The organism is Rhizobium aethiopicum (assembly GCF_900094625.1).
Lineage (GTDB): Bacteria > Pseudomonadota > Alphaproteobacteria > Rhizobiales > Rhizobiaceae > Rhizobium > Rhizobium aethiopicum.
On sequence record NZ_FMAJ01000023.1, the window covers coordinates 34,416 to 56,648 of the forward strand.

21 protein-coding genes are annotated in these 22,233 nt (G+C 62.1%); 6 read left to right on the plus strand and 15 right to left on the minus strand.

Annotation, left to right across the window (positions count from 1 at the left end):
• Positions 1–5: 5 nt before the first annotated feature.
• The 3 genes from GA0061105_RS28720 to GA0061105_RS28730 form a co-directional block, all read right to left on the minus strand.
• Positions 6–668, minus strand: a complete 663-nt coding sequence (locus tag GA0061105_RS28720; protein ID WP_092754400.1) for an amino acid ABC transporter permease — start codon at positions 666–668, stop codon at positions 6–8.
• 163 nt (positions 669–831) lie between these two features.
• Positions 832–1,671, minus strand: a complete 840-nt coding sequence (locus GA0061105_RS28725) for a transporter substrate-binding protein (protein WP_064692994.1) — start codon at positions 1,669–1,671, stop codon at positions 832–834.
• A gap of 708 nt (positions 1,672–2,379) precedes the next feature.
• Positions 2,380–3,027, minus strand: a complete 648-nt coding sequence (locus tag GA0061105_RS28730; RefSeq protein WP_092754450.1) for a TetR/AcrR family transcriptional regulator — start codon at positions 3,025–3,027, stop codon at positions 2,380–2,382.
• Between the two features lie 691 nt (positions 3,028–3,718).
• Between GA0061105_RS28730 and GA0061105_RS28735 the strand changes: the two genes are divergently transcribed.
• Positions 3,719–5,536 (plus strand): methyl-accepting chemotaxis protein, encoded by a 1,818-nt coding sequence (locus GA0061105_RS28735; protein WP_092754403.1) that lies wholly within the window; start codon positions 3,719–3,721, stop codon positions 5,534–5,536.
• A 26-nt stretch (positions 5,537–5,562) separates the two neighbouring features.
• Here the strand turns inward: GA0061105_RS28735 and doeB are convergent, their stop codons facing one another.
• The 10 genes from doeB to ehuR all read right to left on the minus strand — a co-directional run bounded on the left by doeB (position 5,563) and on the right by ehuR (position 15,162).
• Positions 5,563–6,570, minus strand: coding sequence for a N(2)-acetyl-L-2,4-diaminobutanoate deacetylase DoeB (gene doeB, locus GA0061105_RS28740; protein WP_092754406.1), 1,008 nt, complete (start codon positions 6,568–6,570; stop codon positions 5,563–5,565).
• A gap of 7 nt (positions 6,571–6,577) precedes the next feature.
• Complete coding sequence (gene doeA / locus GA0061105_RS28745) at positions 6,578–7,759, minus strand: ectoine hydrolase DoeA (protein WP_092754409.1); 1,182 nt, start codon at positions 7,757–7,759, stop codon at positions 6,578–6,580.
• A 32-nt stretch (positions 7,760–7,791) separates the two neighbouring features.
• Positions 7,792–8,784, minus strand: coding sequence for an ectoine utilization protein EutC (eutC, locus tag GA0061105_RS28750; RefSeq protein ID WP_092754412.1), 993 nt, complete (start codon positions 8,782–8,784; stop codon positions 7,792–7,794).
• Complete coding sequence (gene eutB / locus GA0061105_RS28755) at positions 8,781–9,779, minus strand: hydroxyectoine utilization dehydratase EutB (RefSeq protein ID WP_092754415.1); 999 nt, start codon at positions 9,777–9,779, stop codon at positions 8,781–8,783. The genes eutC and eutB overlap by 4 nt, the downstream gene beginning before the upstream one ends.
• A complete protein-coding gene (eutA, locus tag GA0061105_RS28760; RefSeq protein WP_092754418.1) occupies positions 9,779–10,561 on the minus strand; it encodes an ectoine utilization protein EutA in 783 nt (260 codons plus the stop codon). The genes eutB and eutA overlap by 1 nt, the downstream gene beginning before the upstream one ends.
• 2 nt (positions 10,562–10,563) lie before the next feature.
• Positions 10,564–11,223, minus strand: coding sequence for an ectoine/hydroxyectoine ABC transporter permease subunit EhuD (gene ehuD / locus GA0061105_RS28765; RefSeq protein ID WP_092754421.1), 660 nt, complete (start codon positions 11,221–11,223; stop codon positions 10,564–10,566).
• 4 nt (positions 11,224–11,227) lie between these two features.
• Positions 11,228–11,887 carry an ectoine/hydroxyectoine ABC transporter permease subunit EhuC gene (gene ehuC, locus GA0061105_RS28770; RefSeq protein WP_092754424.1) on the minus strand — a complete coding sequence of 220 codons (660 nt, stop codon included), beginning with the start codon at positions 11,885–11,887 and terminating at the stop codon, positions 11,228–11,230.
• Between the two features lie 78 nt (positions 11,888–11,965).
• Positions 11,966–12,814, minus strand: coding sequence for an ectoine/hydroxyectoine ABC transporter substrate-binding protein EhuB (gene ehuB, locus GA0061105_RS28775; RefSeq protein WP_092754427.1), 849 nt, complete (start codon positions 12,812–12,814; stop codon positions 11,966–11,968).
• A gap of 54 nt (positions 12,815–12,868) precedes the next feature.
• Positions 12,869–13,654, minus strand: coding sequence for an ectoine/hydroxyectoine ABC transporter ATP-binding protein EhuA (ehuA, locus tag GA0061105_RS28780; protein ID WP_092754430.1), 786 nt, complete (start codon positions 13,652–13,654; stop codon positions 12,869–12,871).
• A gap of 122 nt (positions 13,655–13,776) precedes the next feature.
• Positions 13,777–15,162 (minus strand): MocR-like ectoine utilization transcription factor EhuR, encoded by a 1,386-nt coding sequence (gene ehuR, locus GA0061105_RS28785; RefSeq protein ID WP_092754433.1) that lies wholly within the window; start codon positions 15,160–15,162, stop codon positions 13,777–13,779.
• A 100-nt stretch (positions 15,163–15,262) separates the two neighbouring features.
• Between ehuR and GA0061105_RS28790 the strand changes: the two genes are divergently transcribed.
• The 5 genes from GA0061105_RS28790 to GA0061105_RS28810 all read left to right on the plus strand — a co-directional run bounded on the left by GA0061105_RS28790 (position 15,263) and on the right by GA0061105_RS28810 (position 20,438).
• A complete protein-coding gene (locus tag GA0061105_RS28790; RefSeq protein ID WP_167358593.1) occupies positions 15,263–15,757 on the plus strand; it encodes an Lrp/AsnC family transcriptional regulator in 495 nt (164 codons plus the stop codon).
• Positions 15,758–15,877: 120 nt separating this feature from the next.
• Positions 15,878–17,374, plus strand: a complete 1,497-nt coding sequence (locus GA0061105_RS28795; protein WP_092754435.1) for an NAD-dependent succinate-semialdehyde dehydrogenase — start codon at positions 15,878–15,880, stop codon at positions 17,372–17,374.
• Positions 17,375–17,414: 40 nt separating this feature from the next.
• The gene (locus GA0061105_RS28800) at positions 17,415–18,794 is read left to right on the plus strand and encodes an aspartate aminotransferase family protein (RefSeq protein ID WP_092754438.1); all 1,380 of its coding nucleotides are present in this window, start codon (positions 17,415–17,417) and stop codon (positions 18,792–18,794) included.
• 13 nt (positions 18,795–18,807) lie between these two features.
• Positions 18,808–19,881 (plus strand): alcohol dehydrogenase family protein, encoded by a 1,074-nt coding sequence (locus tag GA0061105_RS28805; RefSeq protein ID WP_064693008.1) that lies wholly within the window; start codon positions 18,808–18,810, stop codon positions 19,879–19,881.
• A 167-nt stretch (positions 19,882–20,048) separates the two neighbouring features.
• Positions 20,049–20,438, plus strand: a complete 390-nt coding sequence (locus tag GA0061105_RS28810; protein WP_064693225.1) for a DUF4112 domain-containing protein — start codon at positions 20,049–20,051, stop codon at positions 20,436–20,438.
• A gap of 42 nt (positions 20,439–20,480) precedes the next feature.
• On the opposite strand, the gene GA0061105_RS28815 is transcribed toward GA0061105_RS28810, so the two are convergent.
• Together GA0061105_RS28815 and GA0061105_RS28820 are read right to left on the minus strand one after the other, a co-directional pair.
• Positions 20,481–21,518, minus strand: a complete 1,038-nt coding sequence (locus GA0061105_RS28815; protein ID WP_064693009.1) for a Gfo/Idh/MocA family protein — start codon at positions 21,516–21,518, stop codon at positions 20,481–20,483.
• 27 nt (positions 21,519–21,545) lie between these two features.
• A partial coding sequence (locus GA0061105_RS28820) for a ThuA domain-containing protein (protein ID WP_092754441.1) occupies positions 21,546–22,233 on the minus strand: 688 nt, incomplete at its 5' end.

A 22,233-nucleotide genomic window follows, 5' to 3' on the forward strand; every position in this document is an offset into this window, starting at 1 on the left:
CGGGACTATCTCGGCAGGGCCAGACGGCGCTCGACGAGGCGCATCACGGCGGCGATGAGGAAACAGGTCGCGACATAGAGCGCTGATGTAACCATCCAGGTTTCTATGACGCGGAAGCTCTCGACATTGATTTTGCGGGCGGCGAAGGTCAGTTCGGGCACGGCGATGGCGGCGGCGAGCGAGGTGTCCTTGAAAAGCGAGATGATCGTCGAGGAGAGCGATGGCAGCACGTTGCGCAGCATCAGCGGCGCGATGATCGAGCTGCGGATCTGCATCCCCGTCAGGCCGATGGCGAGGCCGGCTTCGGTCAATCCTCTCGGGATGGACAGCAATCCGGCGCGGAACACCTCGGCGAGATAGGCGCCGGAATAAAGCGAGAGAACCAGCACGAAGCTTTTCATCTTGTCGAGGCGCAAGCCCATCTGCGGCAGCGCGAAAAAGGCGAAAAGCACCAGGACGAGAATCGGCAGGTTGCGAATGACAGTGACATAGACACGCGCCGGCACGAGCGCAAAACGGCTCCTGGACGTCAGCGCGAAAGCCACGACAAGTCCGATTGCGGCCCCGATCAGGATCGAGATCACTGCAAGGCCGAGGCTGAGGGCAAGTCCACTTAACAGAAAGTCGAAATTGCGCCAGACGGCAGCGAAATTCAGCGTGTAACCCATGCGGGTCCTTTCAGACCAGAGCATGCCGCCGAACCTATGAGCGGCCGAGACGGCGTCATGCTCCAACCATTCGATTCAGAAGCGGAGCCAGATCTTGGCCCGACCTGGACCAAGATCATCCTGTTCCAGCGGAGCGGGAGTGAGCTCCCGCTTCGCATCGCGGTCACTTGAATTCGACGGGGAAGCCGATCTGCGGCGGCGCCAGATCCTTGCCGAACCAGGTCTTGAAGGATTTGGCATAGAAGTCGAACTCGACACCGGTCATTGCCTCGTGAAGAGCGGTGTTGACGAAGTTCAGCCAGTCCTGATCACCGCGCTTGACGGCGCAGGCATAGGTCTGTGGGTTCCAACCGTAACCGGCATCCTTATAGCGTCCCGGGTTCTGCGTCATGTACCAGGCGAGCGACGACTGGTCCGTGGCAGCGGCATCAGCGCGCCCGGACTCCAGCGCCTGATAGATCAGATCGACGGATTCGTACTGGTCGACGGTCGCCTCCGGCAATGCGGCGTGCACCATAGCTTCGGCATAGACGTTCTGGAGAACCGAGATGGTCACCGAGGAGCCGGCAGTCTTCAGCGCGGCATAATCTGCATATTTTCCGTCCGCCTTGAGCATCAGGCCGACACCCTCGCGATAATAGGGAATGGTGAAGGCGACTTGCTGGGCGCGTTCGCCGGTAACGGTCATGAACTGGCAGGTAATGTCGACCTTGTCGGTGGTGATGTTCGGGATGCGGGCGTCCGAGGACTGATTGACATACTCGATCTTCTCAGGATCGCCGAACAGCGCCTTGGCGATGATATGGCCCATGTCGACATCGAAGCCCTGAAGCTTGTCGTCGGCGCTCTTGAAGTGCCAGGGCGCGTTGGTGCTGCCCGTGCCGAGGACGAGGTGGCCGCGGGCCAGCACTTCATCGAGCTTGCTGCCGTCGGCCAATGCAGGCGTGGAGAGCAGCGCGGCGGCGGCGAGCGACATCACGCCGGTGCGAAAGGAAATGGTCATGGCGTTCCCCTTATGGATTGGTTCCCATCGTTCCAGTATAATGGACGTATGTCTGTTTTACTGGAATAATGTATCAAGTGCCATCGGGGATGAATTGTCAATGGGGCATGCCGAAAAAACGCGCAGCTGAGTGCTTGGCGATTTTTTCGGCAGCGCAGCATTTGCCGTCGGCCTCGGCTCCCACCACCGCGGCTGCGCCCAACCGGCTCCGGCGTAAGGGCGTGGGGAAGCGGAAGATTTTCAGGCGCCGCAATAATCGGCCAACCTCCTGCCCTTCCGTCGCCACCAGGGCGGCGCGATCTCCGGTATTGCCTGATGATTTCAGCGGGAAGCAGGGTCTCCGCGAAGCTGACGGCGTGGAACGGGCCTGCCTCCGACCGTGAAGATTGAATCTCAAACCGGTCCTCCGAAAGCCTTGGCAGGAACTCTCGTACGGTCTATCTCACGCTGATCAGAATTCTTCTCAATACTTCAGGCAACGGCCGCCGCCCCATACTGTATGGGCACGCTGCGCTTTCCAAGCGTCCGTCGTCGAAGGATCACGCTCCTTCAGAGACGGAGACTCAATTTCCATCTTCCTCGAGCTTGAAGAGCGCAGCGGCCTCTCGCCCAAGCGCATGCCCGCAGCCGTTTGCTCTTCGACCACGGCTGCGTTCCCTGGTCGACCGTGTTGATCGCCTGGCTGATCCCGTCGAGCGTGGGGATGCTTCAAGCGGCGCCGACGCCAGCGGCAAAGATGGCGATGCAACGGCGAAGGTGGGCAAGCATCTGAGGCCGATCCGGCCAGGCCTGATTGCGGCCTTCTGGGGGCCCCATGCCGCCGAAGATCATATCCATCAGCATGCGGGCGCTGCTCTCCGGATCGTCCAGCGATAGCCTGCCCTCCGCCCTGCGATCGGCGAGCCAGTCAGCGAGATACTGCCGGCTGGCGATTATGCCTTCGCGCTGAAGAATGTCGATAAGCTCCGGAAACTGCGCCGCTTCGCGAAAGACGAGCTGCAGGAAACCGGCACGTTCCGCGTCTAGGTCCTCGTCCATGTCGATCATGAAGATACGTTCTAGGCTCTCGGCGATCGGGATATCTTCAGCGGGTCTCGGCAGGTCGAGCATCAGGCGCCGATGTGCGCCGACCACGGCGGCAAACAGCTCTTCCTTGCTCTGAAACAGCTTGTAGAGCGTCTGCTTGGAAATACCCGCCTCCGAAGCCACGACTGCAGTCGTGCTTCCGGCATAGCCATATTTTACGAAAACGCGGCGGGCGACTTCAACGATATGCGTCCGCTTGTCTTCGTCGCTGGAGACTTTCGGCCGCCCTCGCTTGCGCGGCTCATCTGCGCGCTCGTCGGCAATATCCATGACGATCACACCGCTCTGCCGAAGCGCATCTCATCGATCCGGAAAAGCAGCCTGCTATTTTTTGACTTTTTCGGTTGAGGCATCAGCGATTTCGATTTCGAGAACTAAGTAGTTCTGCAATGCGTTGCATCCCCCACCCTCTAGCGATGGAGCGCTTATGACGACTCTTTCGGCCGCCGCGTCAGTTCTTCTTACCCTATAGCAGGAGCTCGACATCCGCATGCCAGGACATCCTCTCCTGTAGTATGATTTCAACAAAAAAATCAACCGCCACCGGTCGGCTCAACGAACGCATATCCAACGGCGCCGACAACCGATGACCCAGTTGATGGCGCTGGCGAGGGACCGTTTCGACCAGCCGGGCTCCGCCAGCAGCTGCTGCCTTTCTTACGCTTCAAGGTCGATGTCCGCTCCGTTCTATCGGGAAACCCCGGAATGGAAGGACGTAGCCGACTCGGTTCAGCCATCTGACCCTTTTGCAACGCATAAACAATCAAGATGGCAGGTGACGGCAAGCTAAACGGCCAAACAGCTCACCACCCCACTTTTGGACGGCTGCCTCGGCCCGGAACGGTTAGTCGCGCTCTCATCCGAGTAGAAATTAACCATATTTCAGCGTTCTTCAGAAAGAATGCTCTACGTAAATCAGGCGCCTCGAAGAAGAGAGCCACAAAGTTATTTGGAGACGGTCTTGGCATTTACTATTGCGCGCAGTTTGGTTGTCTTCGGCATTGCTGTTTCGACTGGCCTTTTCATGTCGATCGGGTTGCAGCAATCGGCGCTCGAACGGCTGAAGGTCAACGGTCCGGTTTACGAGCAGGTGGTCTACGGCAAGGACCTCATTGCCGATATCCTGCCGCCGCCGCTCTTCGTGGTCGAATCCTACATGCTCTCTTTCGAGGCGAGCAAATTCCCCGAACTCACCGACTCCAATCTTGCCAAGATCGCCAATCTCAAGGCCGCCTACGACGACCGCCGCGCCTACTGGAAAACCACCCGGCTGCCGCAGGCGTTGAAGGACGAACTCGAAAAAGATGTGATCGCCAAGGGTGATACATTCTGGGACGTGATGAGTCGGGAGATCATCCCGGCCCTGACCACCAAGCACGAGGACAGGGCGCACGGGGCGATCGAGCAGTTGCGCGTCGCCTTTCATTCGCACCAGGACGCTGTCGAGAAACTTGTTGCAAAATCCGACGCCTTCCTGAAGGGCGAGGAAAGGAATGCCGCCGCGGAAATCGTCACCTGGACGATCTATGCGGGCGCTGCCGGCTTCGGATCGTTCGGGCTGCTGCTCCTGGGACTCTATCTTCTGCGCCGCCGGGCAATCTTGCCGCTCGACGGTATGAAGGCTTATATGGGCAACCTTGCGGACGGCGATTTTTCGACCGAGGTTCCCTATGCCAGCCGTTCCGACGAGATCGGCGCCATGTCCAAGGCCGTGGCGGTCTTCCGCCGCAACGCGCTAGAGCGGCAGGAGGCGCAGAAGCGCGAGGCGGCGCTTCGCGAGGCGGAATTTGAACGTGAACGCAGCCAGATGGCCGAAAAAGCCGCCGAGGAGCAGGTCCGCGAAACGGTGATCGCTCAGTTGACCCATGGCTTGGACCAGCTATCGCACGGCAATCTCGATTGCCGGATCGCCACGCCGTTTGCTGCCACGTACGAGACATTGCGCGCCAAGTTCAACGACAGCATGGACGCGCTTAGCGCATCGATGGCCGAGATCGCCCAAACCTCCAAACAGGTGGATAGCGCCTCGGCCGACATTACGAGCGCAACCGAGAGCCTCGCATCGCGCACGGAACAGCAAGCCGCGATGCTCGAAGAGGCCACAACCGCGCTCGGCGAGATGAATGCAAAGGCGAAAGACGCCTCCGATCATGCCGGCAAGGCGACCGGCATGATGGCCGAGACCCGCAACAGCGCCGAACGTTCGGCGGCGGTCGTCCGCGAAGCGATCGCCGCCATGGAACGGATCGAAGGCTCTTCCTCGCAGATCGGCGACATCGTCAACGTCATCGATGAAATCGCCTTCCAGACCAATCTTCTGGCGCTCAATGCCGGAGTTGAAGCGGCCCGCGCAGGCGAGGCGGGCAAGGGTTTTGCCGTCGTGGCGCAGGAGGTGCGCGAACTCGCCATGCGCTCGGCCAACGCCGCTAAGGAGATCAGGGCTCTGATTTCCACATCCTCGTCCCAGGTTTCCACCGGGGTGGAGCTTGTCAACCGCACCGGCAAGGCGCTTCAGGAAATCGAAGGACAGGTCGAGCAGGTTGCCGGGCTCATCGCCCGGATCGTCACTGTATCCTCCGAGCAGGCAGTCGCGATCCGAGAGATCAATGCCTCCGTCAATGCTCTCGACCAGGTGACGCAACGCAACGCGACGATGGCCGTCGAAACCGCTTCGGCCTGCCGCGCGCTCGGCACCCAAACGCAGACATTGGAAGGGGTCGTCAGACGCTTTCAGATCGACGCGGCAACCAGCATGTCAAGGCCGCGTCGAGCCGCTTGACGCGTTGGTCGGGCTCCTTCCGTCACTCATTCATCGACGGTTGCGACGACGGCAACGCAGTCGCCAGATTTGACCAGGCCCGGGAAATGCCGCGCACAGAGAATGCCGCTCATGCCAGCGCGGATCTCGCGGGGTTCCACCCCGGTGCGCCCGGTTGGATAGATGCGAGCGATGACGGCATCCTCACTAACGGCTTCACCGAGATCGACGAGGGGCTCGATGAGGCCGCCCTCCTCCGCAAAGGAGAAACAGCGGCCGTCCGGCATGTCGAGCCAAGTCGTCGCACCGATATCGGCGGCGCCCGCCACGATCCCGGCGTGGCGTAGGACATTCATGGTGCCGCGCTTGGCAATCGCCGCACTTTTGGCCGTAGCCGTCCCGCCGCCGCCGAGTTCCGTGGTAATGAAAACCTTGCCCATCTCCTCGGCCGCCGTGTCGTACATGCCGACCGCATCGATCTCCAGCATCTTCATCGAATAAGGTGCGGCAAAGGCCGTGACAAAGTCGAAAGACTTTGCCTCCTGGTGTTTGTTCGGGAGGATATGGGCTGCGCAGAACGGAAGGAAATCGAGCGTCTTGCCGCCGGAATGGAAGTCGAGCACGAGATTCGCCATCGGCAGAAGCACGCGCTGGAAATAATCGGCGATCTTCTCGGTAACCGTCCCGTCCGGACGGCCCGGGAAGCTGCGGTTCATATTGCCCCGGTCGATCGGCGACGTTCTGGTTCCCGCCAGAAACGCCGGATAATTCATCGCCGGCACGATGATGACCCTGCCGCTCACCTCCTCGGCCTTCAGCGAGCGGGCGAGATCGAAGAGCGCGATCGGCCCTTCGTACTCGTCCCCGTGATTGCCGCCGGTCAGCAGCGCCGTCGGCCCCTCGCCTCTGCTGACGACCGTGATCGGGATCATCACCGAGCCCCAGGCGGAATCGTCGCGGCTGTAAGGCAGCCTGAGGAAACCGTGCTGGATGCCCTCGGCGGCGAAATCCACCGTCGCGCTGATCGGCGACGGCCGCAAGCCAATCTCGTTCATGACAGCCTCAATCCTTGACCATCAGTTTGCGCGGCACGTTCGCGAAACATTCGACGCCGCTCTCGGTGATGAGAATGCTTTCGGTCGTCTCGAAACCCATGTCCTCCAGCCACAGGCCGGTCATGAAATGGAAGGTCATGCCGGGCTTCAATTCCGTCCGGTCGCCGGGGCGCAGGCTCATGGTGCGCTCGCCCCAGTCCGGCGGATAGGACAGGCCGATCGGATAACCGGTGCGGTTGTCCTTGACGATGCCGTATTTCTTCAGAACGCCGAAGAAGGCGTTGGCGATGTCCTCGCAGGTGTTGCCGGGTTTGGCGACAGCAAGACCGGCCTCCATGCCTTCGAGCGTTGCCTTTTCCGCATCGAGAAAAGCCTGCGTCGGCTTGCCGAGAAAAACGGTGCGCGACAGCGGAAGGTGGTAGCGATTGTAGCAGCCGGCGATCTCGAAGAAGGTGCCCTCGCCCTTCTTCATCGGCCGATCGTCCCAGGTCAGATGCGGTGCCGAGGCTTCGACGCCGGACGGCAGCAGCGGCACGATCGCCGGGTAGTCGCCGCCGATGCCGTCGACGCCGCGCGTGCCGGCATCGTAGATTTCCGCGACCAGGTCGCATTTGCGCATCCCGACCTCTATTCTGTCGAAGATGCGGGCGTGCATCGCCTCGACGATACGAGCGGCATTGCGCATGTACTCGATTTCCGTCTCGCTCTTGACGGCGCGCTGCCAGTTGACGAGCGCCGTCGCATCGACGAAACGCGCATTGGGCAAATGCTTCTGCAGCGCCGCGAAGGCGGCGGCCGAGAACCAGTAATTGTCCATCTCGACGCCGATCGTCAGCTTGCCGAGGCCGCGCTCGGTCAGGATGCCGGAGAGGTAATCCATCGGATGGCGTTCGGTCGACTGTACGTAATGATCGGGATAACCGACAATGTTGTCGTGCTTCAGATAGGCGGTGAACTTGGCGCCATTGGCGTCCTGGCCGCGGCCGAACCAGATCGGCTCGCCGGACGGCGGCACGATCACCGCCTGGTGCACGTAGAAGGACCAGCCGTCATAGCCGGTTAGCCAGGCCATGTTCGAGGGGTCGCTGACGACAAGCAGGTCCACCCCCTTCGCCTCCATGGCACGACGTGTCTTCTCCAGCCGCGCGGCATATTCGCCGAGCGAGAATTTGAGATTGGGCTGGGTCATGTCTCTTCCCTTCTTGTCCGGCGCAGAACCGGTCAGCTTTCGAATATGGTTCCGGCGTTCGCCGCACCGGCCCGCGCAAAGGCGAGCGTAGCGATGGCTGTGTCCTGGATGCCGGTTCCCGTGAGGTCCGCGATGGTGATCTGGTCGCTCTGCGTCCGTCCCGGAATTCGGCCGGCGACGATCTGGCCGAGCTCGGTGAAATCGGCATCGCCCGCGACCAGTCCCGCATCGATCGCGTGATGCAGCTCGCCGAGGCGGCGCGTCTGCTTCAGGTTGTCGGCGACATAGAGACTGGCGGCGGCGATGACAGCCGGGTCGATCTCGTTCTTGTGCTCGGCATCCGAGCCCATGGCCGTCAGATGCTGGCCGGGTGCCAGCCATCCGGCCTGGATGATCGGTTTTTCGGAAGGCGTGGTGGTGACGATGATATCGGCGCCGGAAATTGCCCGTCGGGGGTCCGATATAGCAGTGACGGGAAACCCAAGCTTTTTCGTCAGGTCAGCGGCCGCAGCTTCAGCCTTTGCGGTATCGCGCGCCCAAATCCTCGCTTCTCCGATCGGCCGCACGAGCGTCAGCGCTTCGAGCTGCAGCCGCGCCTGCATGCCGGCGCCGAGGATCGCGACGACGGTGCAATTTTCGCGCGCCAGATGTTTCGCCGCGACGGCGCCAGCCGCCGCGGTGCGCACATCGGTGAGATAACCATTGTCGAGCAGCAGCGCCTGCACCAGCCCGGTTCGGCTCGACAGCAGCACCATCATGCCGTTGGTGCTCGGCAGCCCGATCTTGGGATTGTCGAAGAAACCGGGACTGATCTTGATCGCAAAGCCTTCGAAGCCGGGGATATAGGCGGTCTTCACATCGACCTCGCCCCGATGCTCCGGAATATCGAGCCGCAGGATCGGCGGCATGGCGACCGCCTTGGTCGCCAGCGCTTCGAAAGCCTGCTCGACGCAGCCGACGGCATCGCGATCGAGCGTGATGACTTTCCTCAGTTCCGCTTCCGTCAGAATGATCATCCGGCTCATAGCCCATCCTCCGCAAACAGCATCTCACCATTGATCACGCGCCGGTGCTGCTCCATGTCGACATTCCGGCCGGACAGGATCGCAACGACAGGGCCATCGGCCCTGACCTTTCCGGCAAGAAGGGCCGCGATGCCGACGGCTGCCGCTCCCTCGACGATCTCGCGTTCGACGGCATAGGCATGGCGCATGCCGGCGGCGATTTCCGCCTCCGAAAGCAGGATGACGTCGTCGAGGAGATCGCGGCACATGGCAAAGGTCACGTGATTGTCGAGGCCGACGCCGCCGCCGAGCGAGTCGGCGAGGCTCGGCAGTTCCTCGACTTGCACCGGCTCTCCCGCATCGAGACTCGCCTTCATCGCCGCACCCCGCTCCATCGTCAGGCCGATCACCTTGGTCTTCGGATTGACGCCCTTGATCGCGGCGGCGACACCCGCCGCAAGGCCACCGCCCGAGAGTGGCACCAGCACCGTCGACACCTGCTGCAATGCCTCGATGACTTCGAGCCCGAGCGTACCCTGCCCGGCCACGACGGCGGGATGGTCGAAGGGCGGGACCATCACCAGCCCCTCCTCCCGCACCAGCCGGTCAACCTCCTGCTGCGCCTCGTCCTGCGAGCGCCCGACAATGCGGACATCGGCGCCGAGGCGGCGGATCTCAGAAACCTTATTCTCAGGCACCAGCCGCGACATGCAGATCGTAGCGACCGAACCTTCCGCCTTTGCCGCATAGGCAAGCGCTCGACCATGATTACCGGTCGAGGCCGCGACGACGCCGCGCGCACGCTCCGCCGGGGACAAGGAGAGCACTGCATTGGTCGCCCCGCGAAGCTTGAAGCTGCCGGTCCTCTGCTGATGTTCGAGCTTGAGATGAACGGGCACGCCGGCAATTTCGCTAAGGGATGGCGACTGCGCCATCGCCGTCACGCGCACGCGGCCGGTTATCCGGCCCGCCGCCGCGCGGACATCATCCAGCGAAACCGGCAATGCGCTCGCCATCACCGACCCTCCGGATAGGGGATGGCCATCAGCCGCCCGAGTTCGGGCCGCGGCCGATCCTCGCCACAAAGCCTTAGGCAAGCCCAGGCGGTAGCGAGATTGCTGGTAACGACAGGCCTGCCGACCTCCGCTTCGATCCGGGCCGCGACCTGAGCTGCACGCACCGCCGTGCAGGAGATGAACAGCGCATCGGATTGCGGCGCCGTCGCCTGGCGCGCCAAGGCAGTAATTTCGTCGGGCGCGATCCGCGCCATCTCACGGTCGTCAGAGAGACCCAGACAGGTGAAGCGGTCGATCGCAAAGTCGAGACCGGCGAAATAGTCGGCCATCGGCCGGCTGGTCTCGATCGTATAGGGCGTCAGCACCGAAATCCGCTTGGCGCCGAGCGCCCTCAGCCCTTTCACCGCCGCCGCCGTTGGCGTCACCACGGGAGCACCCGGTTTGGCAGCATGGATCGCCGCCTCGATGTTGCGGTCGCCGATGACGACCGAGGCCGATGTGCAGGAATACATGACTGCATCCAGTGCCTCGTCCGGGAGGATCAAGGCTGCGCCCGCCGTCAGCGACGGCTGCATCTTCAAAAGGTTTTCCGGGGTAACGGGATTGGCGTAGTGGATGCGGCTGACATAGACGCCGATATCGTCGCTGGCAACCATCCGCTGGAAATCGACTTCGGTCGTATGGTCGGTCGCAAGGATTACCAGGCCGACGCGTTTTTTGAGCGGCCGTTCATCCAGCCGCGGCGCCCGGCCAGCGGTTATGATCTCGATCTTTTCAGTCATGCTCAGTCATCCACCCTGGCATAGCGTTCCTCGAGCCAGCGCAATCCGAGAACCGAAATCAGGCTGATGACGAGGAAGAAGACGCCAACCAGCGTCATCGGTTCGATATAGCGATAGTTGCTGTTGGCGATGCTTTTCGCCTGGTTCATCAATTCCAGCACGGTGATCGCCGACAGCAGCGGCGTTTCCTTGAACATGGCGATGAAATAATTGGCGAGCGCCGGGATCATCGGTGGGATCGCCTGCGGCAGGATCACGTGGATCCAGGCCTGCCGCGTCGTCAGATTGGTGGCCTTGGCTGCCTCCCATTGTCCGCGCGGCACATTCTCGATGCCGGCACGATAGACCTCGGCGGTATAGGTCGCATAGTGAATACCCATGCCGATGACGCCGGCGACCAGCGGCGACAGCCGGATGCCGATATCCGGCAGCACGTAAAAGATGAAGTAGAGCTGCACCAACAGCGGCGTGCCGCGGATGAACTCGGAGACGAAAGCGACGGACCTGGAAACGGCAGCGAGCGGCGACCGCCGCGCAATGGCGAGGCCAAGGCCGACGACCATGGCGACGGCGGCGCCCAGAATAGTCGCAAGAATGGTGATCTTGAACCCTTCGAGAAGGGTCGGCATGATCTGCCAGACGAAATCCCAATCCCATTCCATATGATCAGGTCCTTATGCCGTCGACCCCACGTGCCATGCGCCGCTCCAGCCGGCGCATCGCCGCCGAGATCGCCAAGGCCATGAGAAAATAGAGGATGAGGATCGTCGCGAACGGCACCAGCGTATTGCCGGTCTGCGCCCGCACCACCTGCGCCTGAAAGGTCATGTCGGTCAGCGAGATCAGCGAGACGACTGCCGTGCCCTTCAAAAGCTCGATCGCATTGTTGCAGAAAGTCGGCAGCATCAGCGGCAAGGCCTGCGGCAGGATGACGTGGCGCATGCGTTGGTATCGCGACAGGTTGAGCGCGATGCAGGCTTCCGATTGTTCCCGCCCGACCGCCTTTACGGCGCCGCGCACCACTTCCGCGCCATAGGCACCGACATTCAGACCGAGAGCCAGCACGCCCGCCTGCAGCGGAGTCAGCGTCAATCCGGCGAAGGGCAGCACGAAATAGACCCAGAAAAGCTGGACGAAGATCGAGGTGCCGCGAAAGAACTCGATATAGGCGGTCGCCAGAGCCCGGACGGCAAAGAAGCGCGACAGCCGGCCCAGGCCAGCCAGGAAGGCCATGATGAGCGCCAACGCCGAGCCCATGATCGTCAGTTCGAGCGTCACCAGGGCACCGTGAAGGATCAGTGTCAGATAGCCGGACCACACCGACATCGGCAACTCACTTCTCTATGGATCGAGCGGGAGGCAAACCGGCCATGGTGAAACGCATGGCCGGCTGTTCACATCACGTTACTTGGCTGCGGTGCAGAGCTTTTCGCGGCTCGTCGACATCGCCGCCTTGGCCGAGAAGCCGTAGGGCTCGATGATTTTGGCGAATTCGCCGGACTCCTTCAGCTTCTTCAGCTCGACGTCGAAGGCATCACGAAGCGCAACGTCCTGCTTGCGGAAGGCCGCGCCATCACAATAGACCGGCGCATTGACGACGGGGGCGACGGTTTCCAGGTTAGGATCATTCGCCTTCGCCAACAGATCGTGAATGGAGAGGACCGGCAGCGAATAGACGTCGATGCGGCCGTCCTGCAGCATCTTGATGCCGCTCTGGCCATCCGGAACGACGATGACGCGGTCGCGCGGCACGCCGGCTTCCAGCGCCAGCTTCTCCTCCGTGCCGCCGCCCGGCGCACCGATCTTGGCGTTCGGATTGTCGGCGATATCCTTGTAGCTCGTCAGCTTCAGCGGATTGCCCTTCTTGAGAGCAAAGGCTTCGGCATCGCACAGGATCGGTTCGGAATAGGCGACGGCATTGCAGCGTTCCGGCTTCATGAAGAGACCGGCCGTAATCGCGTCGTGTCGGCCGGCCTGCAGGCCGGGAATCATCGCGCCGTATTCCGAGATCGAGGCGACCACCTCCTTAACTCCGAGCTTTTCGAAGATCACGCGCGCTACATCGGGCGCGGCGCCCGAGACCTTGCCGTCGGCTCCGACGGCCGTGAACGGCGGCTCGTTGGCGATGGCGATGCGGGCAAAGCCCTGTTCCTTCAACTGCTCGAGCTTGTCGTCGGCGGCGTAGGCCTGCCCGCCCGCCGTCACCAGCAGCACCGACAGGCTGACGGCGCTCAAAAGATATCCTGCTTTCATGGTTCCCAACTCCTCTGGCTTTCCTTGCTCTGTTTTTGCGGGCAATGTCTGACGTCAGACGCGGTGCCCCGCCGCGATGATCTTGCGCAGGAAGATCTGCGTCCTCTCCTGCGTCGGGTTGCGAAAAATGTCGCCGGGCTTGCCTTCCTCAACGATCTTGCCTCGATCGAAGAACAGCACGCGGTCGGCAAAGTCATGTGCGAAGCCCATTTCGTGGGTGACGAGAAGCATGGTCATGTCTGTCTCCGAGGCGAGCCCGCGCATGACGTTCAGCACCTCCTCGACCAGCTCCGGGTCGAGCGCCGACGTCACCTCGTCGAACAGCATGATTTTCGGCGACAGCGCCAGCGCCCGGGCGATGGCGACGCGCTGCTTCTGCCCGCCGGAAAGCTGCGCCGGAACGCTCCTCGCCTTATCGGCGAGACCGACCATGTCGAGAAGCTCCATTGCCCGCTTTTCGGCTTCCGGCCGCCTGACGCCCTTGGTCAGCATCGGCGCCAGCGTCACATTGTCGAGCACGCATTTGTGCGGGAACAGGTTGAAGTGCTGAAAGACCATGCCGATCTTTTCGCGCATGCGATGCAGATGCCGTTCATCGGCTGGCACCAGCCCGCTGCCGTTCGACATGTGGTAGAGCTGTTCACCATCGACTTCGATATGTCCGCCGCTGATCGTCTCCAGCGTCATCAGGATGCGCAGGATCGTCGTCTTGCCGGAGCCGGACGGTCCGATTAGCGCTAGCTTCTCGCCCGGCATGACATTCATCGACAGTCCGTCGAGCACGGTGAGAGGACCGTATCTCTTGACGATGTTGTCAATGCGGATGATGGGCAAAGGCATTCATGTCTCTCCCTGTTGAGACAAGCAATGCCTTAACGATGACGGCGCATCAAAATCATGTCAATTCGTAAAATAATATCATGACAATTATTCTGCACGTGCCCAAACACAGGGCACCGGCATCAAATTGCAAGCAGCAGTTCCTCAGGATTTCCCTGCGCCAATGAAGCGACGATGCCGAGCCCGGTCCGCAATTCGCCTTCCGTCGTCGAGCCAAGCGAAATGCGCACCGCCGGCGTCCAGCTCTGATCGCCGGTGCGGAAGGATTTGCCGGGAGCGATCGCCACACCGTGCAGCCGTGCCTGCGACACGAAACCGTCCTCGGTATGATTGCCGGACAGCGGCAGCCATACGTGCAGGCTTTGCGGGTGGGATCGGTAGGTGAGCCCGGCCAGCATCTCCGCCGCGATGGCATGCCGGCTTAAAAGCGCGCGGCGCTGCCAGTTGACCAGTTCCATCGCCGTGCCGTCGCTGACCCAGCGGGTGGCAATCTCGGCCATCGCCGGCGTCGCCATCCAGTTGGAGACCAGATGCCGGTTGGCGACGGCGGCGACATAGCGGTCGGGTGCGGTGAGATAGCCGATCCGCAAGCCGGGAACGGTGATCTTGGTGAAGCTGGTGACGTAGAGTGTGCGCTCCGGCGCGAATGCCGCCATCGGCGGCGCGCGGTCCTCGACCATCGGGCCGAGAATATCGTTTTCGATGATGGCTATGTCGTGTTTGGCGGCCACCGTGGCGAGCGCCTGCCGGCGTTTAGCGCTCATCAGCGCCGCCATCGGGTTGATCACCGAGGGCTGCAGGAAGATTGCCCGGATCGGCCCCGTCCGACAGGCCTCATCCAGCGCCTCGGGAATCATGCCTTCCTCATCGATGGCAATCCCCTCGAGATGCAGACCGAGATAGGTGGAGAGCGGCACAAGCGTATGGTGGCTGATTGCCTCGGTCGCCACCGTCGAGCCGGGCGGCGCGACGCTCATCAACGCCACCGTCATGCCCGATGTCGCGCCGTTCGTGACGCTGACGTTCAGCGGCGACACCTCCAGCCCGCAGCGCGCCAGCCATTCGGTGGCAACTGTGCGGTGGCGCGGAAAAACCATGTTCGGCCGGAACGAAAGCGCCGAACTGGAGGGCAGGTTTTCTGAAAGCCAGCCGAAGGCCTGGCGCATCCTGTCGAGATGGATCTGCTCGCAGACCGGTTTCAGGATCGAGAGATCGATCAACTCTCCCAGCCGTTCCGGCAGATAGGGCGGCTCCGGCTCGCGCGGCCGCGTCTGCACGAAGCTGCCGCGCCCGATCTCGCCGGAGATCAGCCCTCGGCGGCTGAGTTCCTCATAGGCGCGGCTCACCGTCTGCACGGAAAGATGCAGATCGTCCGCCAGCTTGCGATGCGGCGGCAATTGCGCGCCGTCAGCAAGCTTGCCGTCGGTAATCGCGTTGGCGATCTGCTCGGCGAGCGAGAGGTAGGCCGGTCGGCGAAGTTGCGAGGGGTCGGGGCGCCACTTTGTCATGATTTTAACACTGCTGAAAATCAGTTCAATTGACAATGCCAAAATGCGCTCCCATTGTCGTTTCGCAGCGTTTGAAATGATTTCTTTCAAAGAAAGCACCATGAAGCTCGACGCCATCGATCTGCGTATTCTCGACGCCGTCCAGCGCAACGGCCGCATCACCAAGCTGGCGCTGGCCGAAAAGGCCGGGCTGTCGCCGACGCCGTGCTGGATGCGGCTGCGCAAGCTCGAAAAGGCGGGTGTCATCACCGGCTATCACGCCCGCCTGGCGCCGCGACGCATTGCGCCGGTGGCCAGCGTGATGATGGAAGTGACGCTCGCCAATCATCGCCAGGCGGATTTCGAGCGCTTCGAGCGCGCCGTGACCGCCACCCCCGAGATCGTCGCCTGCTGGTCGGTCGGCGGCGGCGTCGATTACATCTTGAAGATCATCGCACCCGATATCGACGCCTATCAGCGGCTGGTCGACGGGCTTCTCGACCGCGAACTCGGCATCGACCGCTACTTCACCTACATCGTCACCAAGGTGGTGAAGGAGGAAACGGTGCTTCCAGTCTCTTCCTTCATCGCCGACGGAGAGCAAAACGCGCCGTAGACAATCTCTCTACGGGAGCGCTGCCCTTTAGACCATCTCTCTCTTTCCGCATCCGCCAAAAGACAATCTCTCGTCCGCTTCCATGGAAGACTTGGCTCATCCGCAACGAGGAGATTGGACATGACCGCCGTTTTTGCCCGCCCCGCCTATCATGACGCGCTGTCGCGACTTGCCGACCGTCATCTCCTGCGCGATCTCGCCTATGTCGGCGGCCGCTGGATCACCGGTGCCGCAGGGAAGAGCTTCGAGGTCAAGGATCCGGCGTCTTCGGCGACGCTTGCCTGGGTTGCGAGCCTCGGCGCGGCGGAGACGGAAACCGCGATCGACGCTTCGTCAAAGGCCTTCGCCACATGGTGCGCCATGCTGCCGCAGCAGCGTTCAGCGATCCTGCGCAAATGGCATGAGCTGATGCTCGCCGCCAGGGAGGATCTGGCGCTGATCATGACGCTCGAACAGGGCAAACCGCTGGCGGAAGCGCGCGGCGAGATCGACTACGCCGCCTCCTTCCTCGAATGGTATGCCGAGGAAGGCAAACGGCTGAATGCCGAAAGCGTCACCAGCCACCTGGCCGGCGCGGAAATGATCGTCCGGCGGGAAGCGCTCGGCGTCGTCGGCGTGGTCACGCCCTGGAATTTCCCCTCTGCCATGCTCACCCGAAAAGCGGCCGCGGCGCTTGCGGCCGGCTGCACGGTCGTCGCCCATCCCTCTTCCGAGACGCCGCTTTCCGCGCTTGCGCTTGCCGAACTCGGCGAACGCGCCGGCATTCCCGCCGGCGTCTTCAACGTCGTCACCGGAAATGCCGCAGCGATCGTCGGACGCATGTGCACTGATACCCGCCTGCGCGCCATGAGCTTCACTGGTTCCACAGAGGTGGGCCGGCTGATCGCCGCCCAATGCGCTCCGAGCCTGAAGCGGCTGGTGATGGAACTCGGTGGCCACGCGCCGCTGATCATCTTCGACGACGCCGATATATCAAAGGCAGTCGAGATCGCCGTCAACGCCAAGTTTGCCACGTCGGGCCAGGATTGCCTCGCAGCCAACCGCATCTTCGTCCAGCGGCGGATCGCCGATGCTTTTGCTCAAGCCTTTGCCGCCCGTGTCGCCGAGCTCAAGGTCGGGACGGGCTTTACGGATGGCGTCGACATCGGGCCGTTGATGCATGAACGCGCCGTCGCCAAGGTCGAGGAACAGGTTTCCGATGCACTGGCGCTCGGCGCGCAGCTCGTCACAGGCGGCAAGCGCCACAGGGCCGGCCGGCTCTTCTATGAGCCGACGCTCCTGACGAATGTGCCTGAAGATGCGCTGATCATGCGCGAGGAGACCTTTGGGCCTGTTGCGGCTGTTGCCAGCTTCGACACCGAAGAAGAGGTAATCGCCCGCGCCAACGAGAGCGAATACGGCCTCGTCGCCTATGTCATTACCGAAAACGGCGCCCGGCAGATGCGCCTCGGCCGCGCGCTGGAATACGGCATGGTGGCTGTCAACCGCGTCAAGATCACGGGCGGCCCCGTTCCATTCGGTGGCTGGAAACAGTCCGGCCTCGGTCGCGAGGGTTCGCGCCATGGGCTCGAGGCCTTCACCGAACTCAAATATCTCTGCATCGACACGGCCGCCTGACCCCATTCAAGTCGGCTCATTTCAGGAAAGAGGATAGGACATGCTCGAAAGAAGCAACGAACTCACCGCGTGGGACCGCGATCACTTTTTCCATCCCTCGACCCATATGGGCATGCATGCCCGTGGCGAAACGCCGACCCGCGTCGTTGCCGGCGGCGAAGGCGTCTACATCATCGACACGACAGGGCGCAAAAGCCTTGACGCTTTTGCCGGCCTCTATTGCGTCAATGTCGGCTACGGCCGCCAGAAGATTGCTGACGCGATTGCCGAACAGGCGAAGAACCTCGCCTATTACCACGCCTACGTCGGCCACGGCACGGAAGCCTCGATTACGCTTTCGAAGATGATCATCGACCGCGCGCCTGATGGCATGCGCCGCGTCTATTTCGGGCTCTCCGGCTCTGATGCCAACGAGACCAACATCAAGCTGATCTGGTACTACAACAACATTCTTGGCCGTCCCGAGAAGAAGAAGATCATTTCGCGCTGGCGGGGTTATCACGGCTCCGGCGTCATGACCGGCAGCCTCACCGGTCTTGCGCTCTTCCACAACGCCTTCGACCTGCCGCGTGCGCCGGTGCTGCACACCGAAGCACCCTATTATTTCCGCCGGCCGGACCGCTCAATGGACGAGGAGCAGTTCTCGCAATATTGCGCCGACGGGCTGGAGGAGATGATCATCGCCGAAGGCCCGGAAACGGTCGCCGCCTTCATCGGCGAACCCATCCTCGGCACCGGCGGCATCGTGCCGCCGCCGAAGGGCTATTGGCAGAAGATCCAGGCCGTGCTCGACAAATATGACATCCTGCTCGTCGCCGATGAAGTCGTCACCGGCTTCGGCCGTCTCGGCACGATGTTCGGCTCGGATCACTACGGCATGAAGCCGGACCTGATCACCATCGCCAAGGGCCTGACCTCGGCCTATGCTCCGCTTTCCGGCTCGATCGTCTCCGACAAAATGTGGCAGGTGTTGGTGCAAGGCTCCGATCAAATGGGGGCGATCGGCCACGGCTGGACCTATTCCGCCCATCCGATCTGCGTTGCCGCGGGCATTGCCAATCTCGAACTGATCGACGAACTCGGCATCGTCGAGAATGCCGGCGCCACGGGCGCCTATTTCCGCTCGGAACTGGCGAAAGCGGTCGGCAGCCACCGAAATGTCGGCGAAGTCCGTGGTGACGGGCTGATGGCGGCAATCGAATTCGTCGAGGACAGGGACGACCGCAAGTTCTTTGATCCCGGCCGCAAGATCGGGCCGCAGGTGGCATCTGCCCTTCTCGAACGCGGCGTCATCGGCCGTGCCATGCCGCAGGGCGATATCCTAGGCTTCGCCCCGCCGCTCTGCCTGACCCGCGAAGAAGCCGACGTCGTCGTCAAGGCGGCAGCGGATGCGGTCGAAAGTGTTTTCAAAACCATCTGAGGAGAAGAGCCGCATGACGATCCCGGCAAAAATGGCGGCGGTATTGCTCACCGGCCATGGCGGTTTGGAAAAGCTTGTCTACGACAAGGACGTCCCGGTCCCGATGCCGGCGCAGGGCGAGGTCCTGATCCGCGTCACCGCCTGCGGCATGAACAATACCGATGTCTGGGTGCGCGAGGGCGCTTATGGCACCGAGGACGACCCCGCCGCTGTCTCCACCTGGCGCCGACAGGGAAATACGCTGACCTTCCCGCGCATTCAGGGCACCGATACAGTCGGCCATATCATCGCCGTCGGTGCCGGTGTCGATCCGGCCCGGATCGGCGAGCGTGTCTTGGTCGACTTCTCGATCTATAATCGCGACGACGACAGTCTCGCCGACATCGATTACATGGGCCACGGGCGGGATGGCGGCTACGCCGAATATATGGCGCTGCCGGCCGAGAACGCCCATGTCGTCGCAACCGATCTGAGCGATGTCGAGCTTGCCACCTTCTGCTGCGCCTATCTGACCGGCGAACGGATGCTGGAGCGGGCGAGGCTTGCTGCCGGCGAGCGCGTTCTCGTCACCGGCGCTTCCGGCGGCGTCGGTTCAGCTATCATCCAGCTTGCCCGCGCCCGCGGCGCCATCCCGATCGCGGTGGCAGGCCCCGGCAAGGAGGCGGCGATGATCGATATCGGCGCGGAAGCGGTCGTCACCCGCGGCAAGGGCAACCTTGTCGAAGCTGTCCATTCCGCAAGTCGCGGCCATCCGATCGACGTCGTCGCAGATCTGGTCGGCGGACCGCTGTTCAACGATCTTCTGAAGGTTCTGCGTCCGGAAGGCCGCTATACCACGGCCGGCGCCATTGCCGGCCCCGTCGTCCAGCTCGATCTGCGGACCATGTATCTGAAGCAGCTCGAGCTGCACGGATCGAGCCAGGGGAGCCGCGCCGATTTCCGCAGGCTCATCGGCTATATCGAGAGTCGCAAAATCAGGCCCCTCGTCGGCGGCGTTTACCCGCTGTCTGAGTTCCACCGGGCACAGACCGAATTCATGGCGAAGAATTTTGTAGGCAAACTGGTCGTTGTTCCCGACGGGCGATAAGTGCGGTCGCCTGTCACGAGGGGTCGGCGAACCTTCTTGGCTTTGCGGCGTTTCACGGCCATGGAGAATTACTGCGATTGCATCGCACGTTCGCTGCCTCAGAAGATTGAACGCCTCCCATCATTCATGAAGGCGGCGGATTCACCGCGCCCGCCAGGCTGCGGCTGATGCCAACGGGGAACACGACATATCTCACCCCTGCCGAACTCGGACGAATTCGGCGAGCTGTCGGTATCGCACGCCTCATGGATACCGCAGTCAGATTGCCTTTCGGCGTACGGATCGGCGCAGACTCGGTTCTCGGCCTCATCCCGGCCGTCGGCGACGTTGCCGGTTCCCTCGTCGGTCTTTTTATCATCGACGAGGCAAGACGTCTCGGCCTTCCCGGCCATAAGCTCGCCCGCATGGCGGTCAATCTCGGCGTCGACGCCGCCTGCGGCACGGTCCCGCTGGTCGGCGATCTCTTCGACGTCTATTTCAAGTCTCACCGCCGGAACGTCGGCATCATCCTCGAGCATTTCGGCATCAGCGAGGACGAGTTGAACCAGCGCATGTGACGAGCTCGACCACCCGTTTGCAGTTTTTTCCTGCCGAAGAACCTAAAGCTCAGTTAGAGCACCGGCCGTCTTGACTGCGTGATCAAGAACAAATTGCAGCTTGGCGGCATGGCCGAAACCCGGCTCATCGGGCTGGCCTGCTCGCACGGCGTTCGCAAATCGCTCGAAGTTGGTGATGACAGGCGCAACCTCGATCTTGCGCCAGATCGCCTTGTCGGCGTCGGCGCCTTCGCAGATCCTGAGGGTCGAACCTTCAGGCGTATGCACCACCTCGAGCGCGCCCTTGTCTCCATGGAGGCGCAGGCGCAATTCGTTCAGATGGCCGGTCGCCCAGCGCGTGGCATGGATGACGCCGGCCGCTCCGTTTTCGAGTTCGGCCATCATCAGGAAGCTGTCATTCGCATCGAGCTCGTATTCCCCGATGCGGTTGCCGGGGCTCTTGTCGAAAACCTTGAGATGCGACGCGGCCGCCTTGACGTCGCTTCCGGCAGCAAAGACCGCAAAGTCGAGAATGTGGATACCGACATCGCCCAGCACGCCGTTCGATCCGTGCTTTGTCGACAGGCGCCAAAGCCATTGGGATTCCTTAGTCCAATCGCCCCAAGCCTTGGAGACCAGCCAGCTCTGCAGATACGAGGCTTCGAAATGGCGGATCGCGCCGAGACGGCCGTCCAGCACGATCTTTCGCGCCGCTTGCAGCGGCGCCACGTTGCGATAGGTAAGGTTCACCATCGTAACCTTGCCGGACGCCGCCGCGGCATCGGCCATCTCCTTGGCCTCGCGATAGGTGACCGCAAGCGGCTTCTCGCAGAGGACATGCTTGCCGGCGCCGAGTATCTTCATTGTCGTGGAATAATGCGCGCGATCCGGCGTGACATTGGTCACGGCGTCAAACTCCCCCCACGCAAGGGCGTCATCGAGCGATGTGAAAGTGAGCGGGATACCATGCCTGAGCGCGAAGGCCCGCAGCCGGACCTCGTCCGTATCGACGGCAGCGACAATTTTGACGCCGGCGATTTCCGAGAAATTCATGGCATGGGTATTTGCCCATCCTCCGGTTCCGAGAATGATCAAGCGCATTTCTGTCCTCATGGTCGTTTATCGAATTCAGCGGTAACCGGCTTCGCCGGCCTGGTGCAGTCTCGGGCCGCGTTCGACGATCGGCTCCAGTGCCTTCTCTACCGGCACATTTGGAGCGTCGGTGATACCAGTCAACGCGCACTCAGGGTTATAGGCCCACTTGACGCCGTTGATCAGCACCTTCTGGATGGTAGCGTCGTGATAGGTCGGGTAGGTCTCGTGGCCGGGGCGGAAATAGAAGATGTTGCCGGCGCCGCGGCGCCAGGTTATGCCGGAACGGAACACTTCCCCGCCCTGGAACCAGGAGATGAACACCGTTTCCAGCGGCTCCGGCACCGAAAACTGCTCGCCATACATTTCCTCGTTCTCGAGCTCGAAATGTTCGCCGATGCCGGCGGCGATCGGATGGCGCTGGTTGATCGTCCACAGCCGCTCGCGCTCGCCCGCTTCGCGCCATTTCAGCGCGCAAGGCGTGCCCATCAGCCGCTTGAAGATCTTGGAGAAATGGCCGGAATGCAGCACGAGAAGACCCATGCCCTCCCAGACGCGCTTGGCGACGCGGTCGACGACGGCATCGGAGACCGCGCCGTGATCCTTGTGGCCCCACCAGGTCAGCACATCGGTTTGGGCAAGACGGGCCTCGCTCAGCCCATGTTCCGGCTCCTGCAGCGTCGCCGTCGTCGCCGAGATGCCGGGATCGCTATTCAGCGCATTG